General features: G+C 38.2%; 13 protein-coding genes and 1 riboswitch. Of the genes, 4 read left to right on the top strand and 9 right to left on the bottom strand.

Annotated elements, in window-relative coordinates; genetic code table 11:
- Window positions 1-8: 8 nt before the first annotated feature.
- Window positions 9-473 carry a VanZ family protein gene (locus tag BC6307_RS20060; RefSeq protein ID WP_066420875.1) on the bottom strand — a complete coding sequence of 155 codons (465 nt, stop codon included), beginning with the start codon at window positions 471-473 and terminating at the stop codon, window positions 9-11.
- Between the two features lie 158 nt (window positions 474-631).
- Between BC6307_RS20060 and BC6307_RS20065 the strand changes: the two genes are divergently transcribed.
- Window positions 632-1,555, top strand: coding sequence for an AEC family transporter (locus BC6307_RS20065; RefSeq protein WP_066420876.1), 924 nt, complete (start codon window positions 632-634; stop codon window positions 1,553-1,555).
- A gap of 41 nt (window positions 1,556-1,596) precedes the next feature.
- On the opposite strand, the gene BC6307_RS20070 is transcribed toward BC6307_RS20065, so the two are convergent.
- The 8 genes from BC6307_RS20070 to rarD form a co-directional block, all read right to left on the bottom strand.
- The gene (locus BC6307_RS20070) at window positions 1,597-2,667 is read right to left on the bottom strand and encodes an alpha-hydroxy-acid oxidizing protein (protein ID WP_305791250.1); all 1,071 of its coding nucleotides are present in this window, start codon (window positions 2,665-2,667) and stop codon (window positions 1,597-1,599) included.
- Window positions 2,668-2,679: 12 nt separating this feature from the next.
- Window positions 2,680-3,354, bottom strand: a complete 675-nt coding sequence (locus BC6307_RS20075) for a methionine ABC transporter permease (RefSeq protein WP_066420878.1) — start codon at window positions 3,352-3,354, stop codon at window positions 2,680-2,682.
- A complete protein-coding gene (locus BC6307_RS20080) occupies window positions 3,323-4,366 on the bottom strand; it encodes a methionine ABC transporter ATP-binding protein (RefSeq protein ID WP_066420880.1) in 1,044 nt (347 codons plus the stop codon). Before BC6307_RS20080 ends, BC6307_RS20075 begins: the two co-directional genes overlap by 32 nt.
- Before the next feature lie 270 nt (window positions 4,367-4,636).
- Window positions 4,637-5,812 carry an IS256 family transposase gene (locus BC6307_RS20085; RefSeq protein WP_094366035.1) on the bottom strand — a complete coding sequence of 392 codons (1,176 nt, stop codon included), beginning with the start codon at window positions 5,810-5,812 and terminating at the stop codon, window positions 4,637-4,639.
- Window positions 5,813-6,007: 195 nt separating this feature from the next.
- A complete protein-coding gene (locus BC6307_RS20090; RefSeq protein WP_174522394.1) occupies window positions 6,008-6,817 on the bottom strand; it encodes a MetQ/NlpA family ABC transporter substrate-binding protein in 810 nt (269 codons plus the stop codon).
- Between the two features lie 5 nt (window positions 6,818-6,822).
- A complete protein-coding gene (locus tag BC6307_RS20095) occupies window positions 6,823-7,905 on the bottom strand; it encodes an iron-containing alcohol dehydrogenase family protein (RefSeq protein WP_066420820.1) in 1,083 nt (360 codons plus the stop codon).
- 85 nt (window positions 7,906-7,990) lie between these two features.
- Window positions 7,991-8,097: riboswitch (SAM riboswitch) on the bottom strand.
- A 137-nt stretch (window positions 8,098-8,234) separates the two neighbouring features.
- Complete coding sequence (locus BC6307_RS20100; protein WP_066420819.1) at window positions 8,235-9,551, bottom strand: short-chain fatty acid transporter; 1,317 nt, start codon at window positions 9,549-9,551, stop codon at window positions 8,235-8,237.
- A 112-nt stretch (window positions 9,552-9,663) separates the two neighbouring features.
- Window positions 9,664-10,584, bottom strand: coding sequence for an EamA family transporter RarD (gene rarD / locus BC6307_RS20105; RefSeq protein WP_066420818.1), 921 nt, complete (start codon window positions 10,582-10,584; stop codon window positions 9,664-9,666).
- 385 nt (window positions 10,585-10,969) lie between these two features.
- Here rarD and BC6307_RS20110 point away from each other — a divergent pair, with 385 nt between their 5' ends.
- From BC6307_RS20110 to BC6307_RS20120, 3 genes are read left to right on the top strand one after another with little or no spacing between them, the layout of a single operon-like run.
- Window positions 10,970-11,941, top strand: a complete 972-nt coding sequence (locus BC6307_RS20110) for a TAXI family TRAP transporter solute-binding subunit (RefSeq protein WP_066420816.1) — start codon at window positions 10,970-10,972, stop codon at window positions 11,939-11,941.
- Window positions 11,928-12,392 carry a DUF1850 domain-containing protein gene (locus BC6307_RS20115; RefSeq protein WP_094366201.1) on the top strand — a complete coding sequence of 155 codons (465 nt, stop codon included), beginning with the start codon at window positions 11,928-11,930 and terminating at the stop codon, window positions 12,390-12,392. Before BC6307_RS20110 ends, BC6307_RS20115 begins: the two co-directional genes overlap by 14 nt.
- Before the next feature lie 2 nt (window positions 12,393-12,394).
- Window positions 12,395-14,416: a TRAP transporter permease gene (locus BC6307_RS20120; RefSeq protein WP_066420815.1), complete on the top strand. Its 2,022-nt coding sequence runs from the start codon at window positions 12,395-12,397 to the stop codon at window positions 14,414-14,416.
- The last annotated feature ends 45 nt before the right edge of the window (window positions 14,417-14,461 follow it).

The following is a 14,461-nucleotide window of genomic DNA, read 5'->3' on the forward strand; positions in this document are numbered from 1 at the left end:
GGCACTTTCTACGAACGAGAAAGTGCCTTGTTTCGGTTATATAGTTTAGACAAACAATAATATATGACAATGCCTATGAACGCTCCAGCACTATCAATAAGCACATCCCTAACCTCTCCACTTCTACCTGGTACGAAAAGTTGATGTACCTCGTCTGAAATTGCGTAAACAACTGATAAGAAAAAGGCAAAAATCCCCGCCTTCATTCCAATAACTCCACTACGCCTAAAAGCATGTTTCGATAGAACACCTAAAATAAAATAAGCAAAAAAGTGAGCATTTTTACGAATAAACGTATGGAAAAACTCCTTATCAATAGTAACAACAGGGACTACTGTTTCAATTGTTTCAATAATCGGCTCCACAATCCCTCCACTTAAACTGGAAGATTGTTCAGCAGGCTGAGCCGAGAAGGAGAAAATAAGTACCATCCATGCGACTACTAAGAGCCACGGTATAATTAAGCGTTGCATAAACTAAGCTCTCTTTCTATTTATCATTACCTATTATTATAGTAAAAAACAGGAAAATAGTCATTAACATTCGGTAGTCGTTGCCACGGTTAATTTAACACGGTAAAATAAGTGTATGTTCATTAGACTTACGAAATAATCCAAAGTGAGGCCCCAATATGACTGCTTTATTATTTATTTTAAAAGATATTATTCTACCAATTTTTATTATTATGGCGATCGGGTATATCCTACAAAAAAAGTTTAAGCTTGATTTGTCCACTCTAGCAAAACTGAATATTTATTTCGTTGTGCCAGCATTTATTTTTGTAAAACTATATGAATCCTCGTTTACGATGCAGCTTTTTGTTAATGTGCTTTCATTTTTCATTTTACTTGTCGTTTTGCTGTATATCATTGCTTCAATCACTGCCAAAATAATGAAAATGGACAATAAGAAAAAAACAACGTTCGCTAACTCGACGATGTTTTTTAATTCAGGTAACTACGGAGTACCTGTAAATGATTTAGTTTTTAAAAGCGATCCGTATGCTATGTCCATCCAAGTAATTATGTTAACACTGCAAAATATATTTGTGTTTTCATATGGTATTTTTTCGTTAAAATCTGCAGATGTAGGAAAGCTGAAAGCAGCTCTTGGCTATTTTAAAATGCCTGTTCTTTATGCCATGTTGTCTGGCGTTCTATTAAACTATTGGAATGTACCGATACCGGATTTTATATGGGTACCTGCTCACTATATCGCGGACGCAATGGTCGCTTTAGCACTACTAACTTTAGGTGCTCAAGTCGCAAACTTAAAAAAAATTGCGATTTCTTCATTTGTGCTAGTTAGTGGTGGAATCCGTTTAATTATTGGGCCTACTCTTGCACTCGCTATTATCTATTTATTCAACGTTGACGGTATCACGGCTCAATCATTACTAATCGCAAGCTCTATGCCTACAGCTGTGAATAGCGCTGTCATAGCACAAGAATACAACAGTCATCCTGAGTTAGCAGCGCAAACTGTACTATTTTCTACAATATGTAGCTCTCTTTCAGTAGCGTTCGTCATTTATTTAGGAAGTGTTTTATTTTAATTCGTATAAAAAAAGTAGGTGGAATCTAGTTCCCCTACTTTTTACGTTAAACTTTTAGTCACTTTTAAATCTTGTATAAAGTTTTGCAGAACTTGTGAAACACCTTCTTGCCCAGCTGCCGCTAAGCCGTACACGAACGGTCGACCGAGACATACTGCATCGGCACCGAGAGTTAACGCTTTTACCGCGTCTGCACCGGATCGGATTCCGCTATCTAGTAATACCGGTATTTTATTTTGAATTTCTTCGACAATTGCGGGTAACGCCTCAATGGAAGAAATAGCTCCGTCTAATTGTCGACCACCGTGATTAGAGACAACAATGCCATCCACACCATAGTTAAGCGCCTGTTTCGCGTCTTCAGGATGTAGTATTCCTTTAATAATGATTGGCAATGATGTATATTCACGTATAAAGCGAATATCGTCCCAAGTTAATTTCGGTTCTAGCACAAGTTTAATCATTTCTTCCGCTGCTGCCGTACTGTCTTCCTGTGGCGAACGCTTTAAACGTTGTAGAAAAACAGGATCTGAAAAATAGTTACCTGCCCCTTTGCCAACTTTTAGTGGAGAATACCCATTAGTTAAGTCTTTTTCTCGCCATCCTAATAATGGAGTATCTACTGTCACAACAATTGCACTGTATCCTGCTTTTTCAGCGCGGTGAAGAAAGCTTGCTGTTATTTCCCAATCGCCACTCCAATACAATTGGAACCATTTTATCGTGTCTGGTAGCTCTGCCGCTATCTCTTCCAAAGAATATGTCGTGACCGTACTAGCAATGAATGGAACCTTTAGTGCGTTAGCTGCACGTGCTGTTGCGAGTTCCCCATCCCTATGTGCAATTCCTTGCATGCCAACTGGTGCTATCATAAACGGATACGGTAATGTTTCTCCTAAAATATTCGTTTTCAAACAAACGTTTGAAACATCTTTTAAATATCGTGGAATGAGCTTTATTTTTCGAAAGTCCTCTTCATTACTTCGCAGCGTTTCTTCTCTGCCTGCTCCAGATTGAATGTACGTAAAAGCATTATGATCGATATTTTCTTTTGCGAGTTTTTCCCATTCTTCAAATTGAACAACGCGACTTACATCTACTGTTTTTTCCAAAAGGACCATCTCCTAATCTTTCTTAAGCTTCGCGGCGACAATATTTCCAGCCGATTGAATAATGATAACGAGAATGATTAGAAGGAAGACGGTTACATACATAACGTCCAACTGGTAGCGTAAATGCCCGAAACGATAAGCTAGGTCTCCTAATCCCCCTGCTCCTACTAAACCAGCCATTGCCGTTGCACCAATTAAACCAATTGTTGCAATTGTTAAACCGAGGACAATGGAGGAACGCGCTTCACGAATCATCACATTCCAAATGATGTGGCGAGTTTTAATTCCCATCGCTTCGTACGCTTCGACTACTCCTTTATCCACTTCTAAAAGTGAATTTTCTATTAGTCTCGCGATGTACGGTGCTGTATAAACAACAAGCGGTACGATTACACCACGCACTCCCATCGAAGTACCCGCGATTAGTTTCGTAAAAGGTAAAATAAAGAAGAGTAATATAATGAAAGGAATAGAACGTGTAATATTAATACTAATATTTAAAAAACCGTACACATATTTATTTTCTAAGCTTTTACCTGGACGTGTAAGAACGAGGAATACACCTAGCGGAATACCAATTGCTGCTGAGATAGACAAAGAAATTCCCAGCATTTGAAACGTTTGAATAATCGCTTCCCAAATCGTATCTCCCCACTCATGAAGGAATTCGCTTACTGTTGACGTCATAGTTTACCTCTCCTTCCACTTGTACTCCTTCTTCCAATAAATAATCAATTGCCTTTTTCACTTCGGGCTCTTCACCATTTAAATGAACGAGTAAGCTACCAAACGGTTGCCCTTTTAAATGAGTGATATGACCAGATAAAATATTAGGGAACACTTCAAACTTTTTACTTACATACGCTAAAGCCGGTTCCTTTGACGTGTTTCCGATAAATTTTAAAGAAACAATTTTGCCTTGGTCTTTTAGAGAATCGATAATATCCTCTGATACATCGTGATTAAAGATTGAATTAACGAACTTTTTTGTTGTATAGTGTTGAGGCGCAGTGAACACATCGAGCGTCATACCTTGCTCCACAACTTCTCCATTTTCCATAACCGCAACTCGATCACATATTTTTTGAATAACATGCATTTCGTGCGTGATAAGGAGAATCGTTATTCCAAGTTCCTTATTAATTTTTAATAAGAGCTCTAAAATCGCTTCTGTCGTATCAGGGTCTAGCGCACTTGTTGCTTCGTCACTTAACAGAACAGAAGGCTCAAACGCTAAAGCTCTTGCAATCGCGACTCTTTGCTTTTGACCACCGGATAGCTGTGCTGGATAGGCGTCCTTCCTCTCCATAAGACCAACGATCGTTAAATATTTTTCAACTCGTTCTTTTATTTCATTTTTAGGTACACCTGTTAGTTTTAATGGAATTGCGATATTTTCATAAACTGTCGCCGTTTTTAATAAATTGAAACCTTGAAAAATCATTCCGATTTTTCTGCGTGCATCTAACAGTTGCTTCGCTGAGAGGCTCGTTAATTCCTCTCCATCCACTTTGACAGTTCCGCTTGTTGGCTCCTCTAGTAAGTTAACACAGCGGATTAGCGTACTTTTTCCTGCTCCACTATAGCCAATAACTCCAAAGATTTCCCCTTTTCGTACGTTTAACGATACGTTTTTCAACGCTTCGACTTTTCCCTTTTTCGATACAAATGTTTTCGTTATGTTGGATAGTTCTATCATAAATATCCTTCCTCCCTATTTATTATAGGAGAGAGCCGCATTTTTAGTTTGCGGCTCTGTTTCTATCTTGCGGTTTCCCGTTGTTATTTGCGGTAACTTCAGTTTTATTTGCGGTAATCATTTTTTATTTGCGATAACCGAATTTTATTTGCGATAACAGCTGCTTTATTGGTACTGTCAATAATTATGTGTAAGCATTTGTACTCAATGAGTTATATGTCTTTGTTAGTGGAGGATTCAGGCAGCCGCGGCTGCCTGAATCCTCCACTTTTAGGCTTTGGGATACCGCTCCTCAAACATTTTTAATATTTGATCATGAGCTAGGCCGAATCCACTTAGTTTTCTTCTTGACCAGCGCTCGTTATAGTCGATAGAGGTCAGGTACGTAATCTTTTCAGCTGCTTCAATGTTAGGCAGGCTATTCATGGTTTTTAACCTCTTGCGGATTTCCTTAATGGTACGCTCAATAAGATTTGTAGTGTAGATGTACTTTTGGACATCCTCAGGGTAGCGTAAAAAGGTTAAGAGTACTGGAAGGTCTTCTTCCCAAGAAGCTATTTCTCGACTGTAGCGCTTTTTCCATTTCTCCCTGAGCTCTCCGAACGCTTTCTCAGCTTCTTCGTATGTGCTTGATGTATAGACTTTTTTAAAATCAGTACTTAGCTCAGCTTGATCCTTCTTACGTGCTTTATTCATAGTGGAACGGACCTTGTGTATTACACAACGTTGAACATCAGCTTTTGGAAAGATGGAACGAAATGCCTCTTCGAGACCAGTCAGTCCGTCAAAAACGCCTAGCAGTACTTCCTGTACTCCTCTGTTGCGCAGGTCCTGGAGGATTTCCTTCCAACCATTTGAAGATTCTATTCCTCCTACATAAAAACCAAGGATTTCCCTGTGGCCTTCCGGAGTAATTCCTAGAACAATATAGACAGCTTCTTTGGCTACTGTATCTCTACGAATCTTTACAAATAAAGCATCAAGAAATAAAGCACAATAGCGCTCCTTTAAAGGGCGGTTCTGCCATTCAATCACATCCTCCATCACGGCAGATGTGATATTCGATATGGTGCCAGGGGAATATTGTTCCCCAAGCAAGTTTTTCAAGATGCTCCCTACCTGACGGACTCCAACCCCGTGTTGATAAAGTTGAACAACGAGCTCATCTACTGCAACCATTCGCCTCTGATAAGGCTCAAACATATTAGTTGTGAACTCTCCCTTACGATCACGGGGAACAGCCAAATCTTCAACGCGGCCATACATGGTGTCGAGAGTCCTCGGATAGTATCCGTTACGCGAATTTCCTTCTCCGACAGGTTCGTTCTCTAGTACACTCTTGATTTCCTCACGCAAGATAGTTTCTATTTTCTCCTTTAGGAGATCCTGCATGGAGATTTTTAAGATAGTGGCTAAATCTAATTTATCTGTGTTAAAATGAGACATGGATAAAGTACTCCTCTCAAAGGTTATTGTGGTGATAACTCAGAGAGTACTTTGTCCTTTTTTATTTGTCTAGCAAAAGGACTTACACATACTTTTATACATCATCGCTTTATTTGTGGTAACCGTGTTTTATTTGCGATAACAGCTGCTTTATTTGCGGTAATCAAACATTATTTGCGATAGCCCACTCGCTCCTTACCAAGAAGGAATAACAGATCCACTAAACGTTTCTTCGATGAATTGTTTTACTTCATCGGAGTGGTACGCTTTTAGTAATTTTTCTAAAACAGGATCTTCTTTATTTTCACCACGAACAACTAGTAAGTTTACCCACGGTGAGTCACTACCTTCGATAAAGATGGAATCTTCTGTTGGAACATATCCGTGTTCAATTGCAAAGTTCGTATTAATTGCAGCTCCAGCTAGTTCGTCTAATTGTCTAGGAAGTTGAGATGCTTCTAATTCGATAAATTCAAAGTTCTTCGGGTTATCAACGATATCTTTTACTGTCGCTTGGTCACCAACTCCATCTTTTAACGTAATAAGACCAGCAGATTGGAATAGGATTAATGCGCGACCTCCGTTAGTCGGGTCATTCGGTAAGCCTAATTTTGCTCCCTCTTCTAGTTCATCAACAGACGCAAATTTTTCAGAATAAATACCCATTGGGAACGTTAATGTTGGTGCAATGTCGACTAGATCATAATTTCTTTCCTTCACAACGTTATCTAAAAACGGTTTCGTTTGGAAACTATTCACATCTAGTTCACCTTCTGCTAGAGCAGTATTTGGCATTACATATTCCGTAAACACTTTAATGTCAATTTCTAATCCGTCTTTTGCAGCTACTTCTTTCACTTTTTCCATTACTTGCTCATGTGGTCCTGCTGTTACTCCAATAACTAATTTATCTTCACTTAGTGCCCCTCCAGTATCCTTTCCTCCACATGCTGCTAAAAATGCTACTAATAATAAACTTACAATGGACAATAATATCTTTTTCATGTTCTTCACCTCGTAATTTTTTTGTATGCTTGTAATTTTTCTATTGCGGATATAATGTCCGCTTTTTTATACGAATCTTTCATATAATGAATAGATTCAGAGGGTAATAATGTTTTTTCGGCTATTAAATCAAGCTCTTCACTATTTTGTAACGTTAGTCCTAACGATTCTAATGAGGCAGGTAAACCTAGCTTCTCATATAGAGGGAGGAGCAGTTCGATTTCATCCCACTCTTTCTCTAATGCGAGTTGAACTAAAACACCGTAAGCAACTTTTTCTCCGTGAAGGAGAGAATGGCATGCACGTATATGTGTTAGTGCGTTATGAACAGAGTGTGCTGCAGCAACTCGACCGTAATAATCACCGTAACCGCCAACCATTCCACCTAATAATATGTTCGCTTCCACTACAGCTAGTAAATCATCCGTCACTTTTTGAGCTTCTACTGCTTCAATAGCAGGTAAACTTTTTTCTAACAAAAGGTCTTTACATAGCCTTGCTGCCTGTAATGCTATTTGTACCGATACAGGAAGTGGATCTAAACTATGTATTAACGACTTGGCTTCGTACCATTTTGCGAGCGTATCTCCAATACCTGCTTTTAGAAATTGGACAGGAGCCTCGCTAATAATTCGCGGTTCTACTAAAACGTAAAAAGTACTCTTTGAATAATATTCAAACCTTATAAACGAGCCTTCATCGTCATAAAGTACACTTAACGGTGTCCACGCTGCACAAGTAGCCGCTAACGTCGGAATGAGTATCACATCTTTCTTAACACTATCACCGACAGTTTTCGTTAAATCTAAAACTTTTCCTCCCCCAAGCCCGATTATGGCATCATATTGCTCTCGTTCGATTATACGATGATACCGCTGAACTTCAGATGGCGAACATTCCCCGTTGTACGTTTCAAAAGATACAGAAACAGTCGAGAAATTCGGTAAATAGTTTGAAGCTGCCTCCAGTGATTTTTCACCAGTAATACACAATACTTTTTGATATCCTTCATTCTGTAAAATTACCTCTAAGTCATCTAACACTCCAACTCTACATTGATAATTGTTAGGAGCACCTCTTACAATCATTCGCTTCCCTCCTTTTCATAAAGACCAAATAAAAATCCCCTCTTGTCAGAACAAGAGAGGATAAGTGAATATAACAATTCTTCCTCTCTCATCTTCCAAAACATTTCTGTTTTGCAGGAATTAGCACCTTTTCTATAAAAGAAAGGTTGCCGGGCGTCATCGGGCCAGTCCCTCTGCCACTCTGGATAAGAGTTTTTTGAATAAAGTTTATTATGAAATTATTTATTAGTATATGATGTTACATTTCGCGTGTCAATAAGAAAACTTCACTAATATAAAAGATTAAAATTTTAACGCAATAGTGTAGCGCTTACATTGCTTTAACACCGCTAATATACGAAAAATAATAAAATTGTCGTAACAATCCCTACCCAAATACTAAGGAGGATACAATATCCCATAATGTGACGAATATGCAATCCCACTACACTTAAGATCGGTAATGCCCAAAACGGTTGAATAAGATTTGTCCAAGCATCTCCCCAACCTACAGCCATGGCAGTCACGGCTGGATCAACACCTAATTGCATCCCTGCCGGAACTTGTAATGGACCTTGGAGTACCCATTGTCCACCACCGGATGGAGCCAGTATATTTACTAAGCCGGCTGTCCAATAGGAGAAGACAGAAAATGTTTGTTCGTTCGCAATGGATGCCATGCCGTTAATAATGGACTCCGCAATTCCAGAACTACCTAATACGGCGATAATACCTGCATAGAACGGAAATTGTAAAATGATTGGTGAAATCGCACCAGCCGCTTCCTTAAACGCTTTTGCGTACTGACCAAGCGAGCGATGAAGAAATAACCCTAATGATAAGAAGATTAGATTAATAATATTTAAATCTAAATCACGCCCACCTACAAACTCTATAACAATATAAATAATGCCAATAGCCCCAATGATCATACCAAGAATAGGGGTATTTTCTAAACGTAAAGCTGGGCTTGAACTATTCGTTTCATTTTCAGGAGTACGAGCATTTTTAAGAATAGGAGGATTGTAAGAAATAATATCTTTTTTCGGTGCCATCAGGACGATGAATAGTGGAACAGTGATTAGAAGAGTTAGTAGTATAATAAAAGTACCTGGATGAAAAATCGTTTGCGAAGTTGGTATGACACCCATAACACCTTCTAGAAAATGGCCTTCCGTCGCAACCGTTAATCCAATGGAACTGGAGAATCCTGCCGTATATAATACTGTCGGTGTATATGCTGATGCTACTAACAGCGGAAAATGTGCTTTTTTATTCCTCTTTCCAACTTCTCTTGCAATAATCGCACCTACTACGACCGCTAATCCCCAGTTAATATAATAGGCAGCCGATGCTACTAAAAATGTTAGCACATACGCTTGATTTGCCGTTTTCGCCTTTGATGCTAGCGCTGTAAGTAAACGCTGAATAACAGGAACGGATGCTAACGCCATACCAGTCATTAATAAGAGAACCATTTGCATCGTAAAGGCTAGGTACGCCCAAAATCCATTTCCAAAAGAAGTGAATAGCGTCTTCGGTTCCATTGGATTCATGAAAAAACCGATAAGCAGAACGAAGAGCGTCATCAATACCGCAATGACAAACGCATCTGGTAAATAACGCTCCACAAACTTAGAAAACTTATTCGCTATCCTGTTTAACATGTGAACACCCCCATATTTATAGTTGTTTCTGTACATAAATATGGAGCTTACACATATTTTAGAACGAGCTAAAAAGCCTCCAATGAAAACGGAGACTCTTCTTGTTATTCCTTTATCCTTGCAGCGTTTTCTTCACCGGTTGTACTTTAAACCATTTTGAAATCGATAAAGTGTATAGGGTTAAGGCTGCCCATATACAAATAAACGAGAATAGGTGTACCCCAGTAAATGGTTCATTAAATAAGAAAACACCTAAAATAAGCGTAATCGTTGGAGCAATATATTGTAATAGTCCTACTAGCGATAACGGAATTCGCTTTGCCCCACTTGCAAATAATAGAAGTGGTACAGCTGTAGCGATACCTGCTACAATTAATAGTATGGTAGTTCCACCACTCGTACCGAACGCATCGCCCCAAGGCATAAACACCAAGAAAAGTAGTGCGAACGGTGTGATAAGTAATGTTTCAATTGCTAGCCCTACTAACGCACCTAATTGAACCATTTTCTTCAACAATCCGTAAATACCGAAGCTGAATGCTAATAAAAGTGCTAACCATGGGAATTCACCGAAATTGAACGCTAAATTTAGTACCCCTACTGCAGCAATAATAAAAGAGATCGTTTGTAGTGTTGATAGTTTTTCTTTTAATACAATTATACCTAGTAAAATACTAACGAGCGGATTAATGTAATAACCAAGACTCGCCTGTACTAACTGTTCACTAGCGACAGCCCAAATATACAATCCCCAATTGATGCTAATAAAAACAGAGGCAAAGCTAATCGCTACTAGTCGTTTCCGATTCGTCAACAATGCCTTTAATTCTTCCCAAAAGCTAGTAAATTTTCCAACTAATAAAAGAATAATAAACATAAATACGAGTGACCAGACAACTCGATGGGCTAGTACCTCAGCCGCTGGAATATCATCTACTAACTTCCAATATAGTGGGAGAAACCCCCATAATACATACGATAGGGCGGCAAACAACATTCCGATCCCTTGTTCTCTATTAGAATTTGTGTTCATTCGAACAACCTCTTTTTCATTCATATTTGCTTATAATAGTTTAGGAGCTTTGTAACAAAAAAGCAATAGATATGTTTCGGGTCTCGAGATAAAAACGCTTACTATTTATAAATAATATTTTTCTTTTTTGTCATATAAATTAAGAAGGTAAAAAAGCTATTCTAATTTTCATTATTATATGTATATTTATTCGTTACATTTTTCATGTGTATTGTCAGGAGTCCTAACAAGCTTCTTTTTATACATATTTATAAATTTAGTAGATTTAAAGTTATCCTTCTTAAATTTACAGAAAAATGAAACGAAAAATCATTGAAACAATTCTGCTATTCTGCTAAACTATTTTAGAATTATTATATTATTTTAGACAAGGGGGATAATAAACATGAAAAGAATTGCACTTCTATTTGTAAGCGTTTTACTAATTGGTACTGTGCTAGCTGCATGTGGGGGAAATGATAGCGGCGGTAACGCTAGTGAAGATGGATTAGATACGAACATTGTAACGATTGCAACTGGTGGATCTTCAGGTCCATATCATATTATTGGTACTACTTTAGCGAATGAGTACACAAATACGTTTGATGTGAACTCAAAACCTCAATCAACTGGTGCTTCTGTTGAAAACATTAACTTAATTAAAGAAGGTAAAGTAGAAATGGCCTTCGTTATGAGTGACGTATTAACAGACGCAGTAAATGGAACAGGAAGCTTCTCTGAACCTGTAACAGAAGTAGCGCAAATGGCTAGACTGTATCCGAACTACGTTCAAATTATTACAACTGCTAACTCTGGAATTGAAACAGTTGAAGACTTAGTTGGTAAACGTGTTGCTGTTGGGGATCAAAACTCTGGTGTAGAAGTTAACGCTAGAAACTTACTTGCTGGACATGGCATTACATATGATGACATTACAGTAGATTACTTGGGATATGCAGAAGCGGCTGACGGATTAAAATCTGGTGCCATTGATGCAGCATTTTTAACAAGTGGTCTTCCAAATGCATCTGTTCTAGAACTTTCTAAAACACTTGATATTAAATTAGTTTCTGTAAAACCAGAAAACATTGAAAAAATTGCGCAAGACCAACCATATTTCGTATCATTAGAAATTCCAGCTGATACGTATGGTAACGCTGAACCTATTCCTACTGCTGCAATTATGAACGCGTTAGTAGTAAGTAGTGACTTAAGTGAAGACGATGTATATCAATTAACAAAGCTATTTTTCGAAAAGCTTGATGTACTAGGTAACTCTCACCAAGCTGCAACAGAGGTAACGTTAGAACTTGCTCAAGAAGGAACGGTTGCACCAGTGCATCCAGGAGCACAAAAATATTACGATGAGCAAAAATAAGTTTTTATATTTAGGGGGCACTTTCCTATTAGTGCTCCTTGTTTTCCTCTTTTATCGTGTTTCTATTATACAAGTTTCCTATAATAATAGTAGCTTTTATATAGAAGACGATATGTTCGAAATCGGGTGGATCCATTCCGTTGAAAAAGAACCGTGGTATGAAACATACGAAAATATTAATGACCAGCTATATTTAACCGTAACGAAATTTAAAACGTTCGGAGCTGGAACCCCCTCTGATGAAGAAGTTATTCCTTCCCAGGATGGATTTATTCATATGAAAGTGAACCGCCCAATGGATGCCGTCCATTTAGTTGTCTCGAAAAATGTTAAATCCACCCTTTATACTAATGATAAGATAATCCCTTTATATGAACTCGTTGATGATTATGAAACGATTACGATTGAAATAATAGATATACCGTTATGGCGGTTGCTGAGAGGTGCTTAACAATGACGGAAAAAGATACGAAAAACCATTTAGTAGAAGAAGAAATTTCCGAAGACAAAAAGCAACAAATATTAGAAAAATTCGATGCTGAATCAAAGGTCCGTAAGTTTGTTAATAAAAAAACGATCATCTTTGTTTCTATTCTTGCTATTTTGTACTCACTCTTTCATTTATATATTACATTTAATCCTATGCCAACGTTGCAGCAAAGAGCGATTCACGTTGCGGCAGGTATAGCTTTAATTTTTATTATTTATCCAACGACGAAAAAGCAAAACCGTAGTAAAGTAGCTTGGTATGATTGGATTTTATTCATAGCTGCACTAAGCTCTGCTGGATATTTAATTGTGGAATATAATGCTATAGTTACCGAACGAGGTGGCATTCCTAACAAACTTGATGTTGCTTTTGCAATTATGACAGTTGTACTAGTATTAGAAGCTGCTAGACGTGTAACAGGTATTATTCTACCAATTTTAGCATTAGTTTTCTTAGCATATCCATTCGTTAGTCATATGAGTTGGATACCTAGAAAAATGATGACTCGTCAATACGACTTAGGAGATATTTTCGGTCAGCTATATTTAAAAACGGAAGGATTGTTCTCGACAGCAATCGGTGCTTCTGTTAACTTCATTTTCTTATTTATTTTATTTGGAGCTTTTTTAGCGAAGTCAGGGATGGGGAAATTTTTCAACGATCTTGCCCTTGCCATTGCGGGACATAAACAAGGTGGACCTGCAAAAGTTGCCGTTATTTCTAGTGGATTTATGGGAAGTATTAACGGTGCCGCAGTTGCAAACGTAGTTGGTACAGGTGCGTTTACGATTCCACTAATGAAGCGTATCGGTTATTCAAAAAACTTCTCCGGTGCAGTAGAAGCTAGTGCCTCTGTTGGTGGACAAATATTACCACCAATAATGGGTGCGAGTGCGTTTGTTATGGCGGAAACGACTGGTGTTGCTTACGGAACAATTGCACTTGCAGCGTTAATCCCGGCCGTACTTTATTTCTTAGCGGTAATTATGCAAGTTCACTTCCGTGCTGGAAAAGAAAACTTACGAGGCATCCCAAAAGCGGATCTTCCTCGCGTAAAAGAAATTATGGCAGACCGAGGACATTTATTATTGCCTATTTTAGTCCTTGTTGTATTACTATATCAAAATATGCCAATCGGACATGCTGCATTTTGGACACTAGTATCTACTGTCGTTATTGCAAGCATTAGAAAGAGTACGAGAATGGGAGTAAAGGATATTATTGAAGCGTTAGATTCCGGGGCAAGACAGTCATTATCTGTTATGGTTGCCTGTGCGGTTGTAGGTATTATTATCGGAGTTGTAAGTTTAACTAGCTTCGGTAACGTAATGACATCGTCTATCGCATCATTAGGTGGGAATTCACTATTTTTAACACTATTCTTTACGATGATTGCTTCAATGATTTTAGGAATGGGTTTACCTTCTATCCCTGCTTATATCATTACTGCTACAATGGCAGCACCGGCGTTAGCAGAGTTCGGGATTCCGATTTTAATTGCACATATGTTTGTATTCTACTTCGGTATTTTTGCAAACATTACACCACCAGTTGCGCTAGCAGCATTTGCTGGTGCAGGTATTTCAGGTGGAGATCCGATGCGGACTGGATTCGCTGCCTTAAAGCTAGCAATCGCCGGATTTTTAATTCCATACCTATTCGTATACAACCCTGCATTGTTAATGATTGATACGACAGGTGTAGCAGTAAATGCAAGGGAATTCCCGATGGCACCTATATTAGATATCGTCTTAATTACGATTACGGCTATTATCGGTGTTATTGCATTAAGTGCTGCTGTAGAAAGATTTTTCATCACTAAGCTTAACGTAGTAATGAGCATTATTTTAGGTGCTGGTGCATTAATGTCGATTATTCCAGGAACATATTCAGATATGATTGGTATCGCCATTATCGCTATCATCTTCGCACTAAATTACATGCAAAACAAAAAAGAAAATACGAACAAGACGATAAGTGCTTAATAAAAAAGGTATCAGAGTTGTTGTACTCTGATACCCTTTCTTTTT

Origin of the sequence: Sutcliffiella cohnii, from assembly GCF_002250055.1 — a bacterium.
Classification (GTDB): Bacteria; Bacillota; Bacilli; order Bacillales; family Bacillaceae_I; genus Sutcliffiella; species Sutcliffiella cohnii.

What these genes read in the sequence shown, in the direction of transcription:
- BC6307_RS20065 (WP_066420876.1), top strand. Translation starts at nt 632, where the DNA reads ATGACTGCTTTATTATTTATTTTAAAAGATATTATTCTACCAATTTTT.
- BC6307_RS20085 (WP_094366035.1), bottom strand. Translation starts at nt 5,812, where the DNA reads ATGTCTCATTTTAACACAGATAAATTAGATTTAGCCACTATCTTAAAA.
- BC6307_RS20090 (WP_174522394.1), bottom strand. Translation starts at nt 6,817, where the DNA reads ATGAAAAAGATATTATTGTCCATTGTAAGTTTATTATTAGTAGCATTT.
- BC6307_RS20100 (WP_066420819.1), bottom strand. Translation starts at nt 9,551, where the DNA reads ATGTTAAACAGGATAGCGAATAAGTTTTCTAAGTTTGTGGAGCGTTAT.
- rarD (WP_066420818.1), bottom strand. Translation starts at nt 10,584, where the DNA reads ATGAACACAAATTCTAATAGAGAACAAGGGATCGGAATGTTGTTTGCC.
- BC6307_RS20095 (WP_066420820.1), bottom strand. Translation starts at nt 7,905, where the DNA reads ATGATTGTAAGAGGTGCTCCTAACAATTATCAATGTAGAGTTGGAGTG.
- BC6307_RS20060 (WP_066420875.1), bottom strand. Translation starts at nt 473, where the DNA reads ATGCAACGCTTAATTATACCGTGGCTCTTAGTAGTCGCATGGATGGTA.
- BC6307_RS20120 (WP_066420815.1), top strand. Translation starts at nt 12,395, where the DNA reads ATGACGGAAAAAGATACGAAAAACCATTTAGTAGAAGAAGAAATTTCC.
- BC6307_RS20075 (WP_066420878.1), bottom strand. Translation starts at nt 3,354, where the DNA reads ATGACGTCAACAGTAAGCGAATTCCTTCATGAGTGGGGAGATACGATT.
- BC6307_RS20110 (WP_066420816.1), top strand. Translation starts at nt 10,970, where the DNA reads ATGAAAAGAATTGCACTTCTATTTGTAAGCGTTTTACTAATTGGTACT.
- BC6307_RS20080 (WP_066420880.1), bottom strand. Translation starts at nt 4,366, where the DNA reads ATGATAGAACTATCCAACATAACGAAAACATTTGTATCGAAAAAGGGA.
- BC6307_RS20115 (WP_094366201.1), top strand. Translation starts at nt 11,928, where the DNA reads ATGAGCAAAAATAAGTTTTTATATTTAGGGGGCACTTTCCTATTAGTG.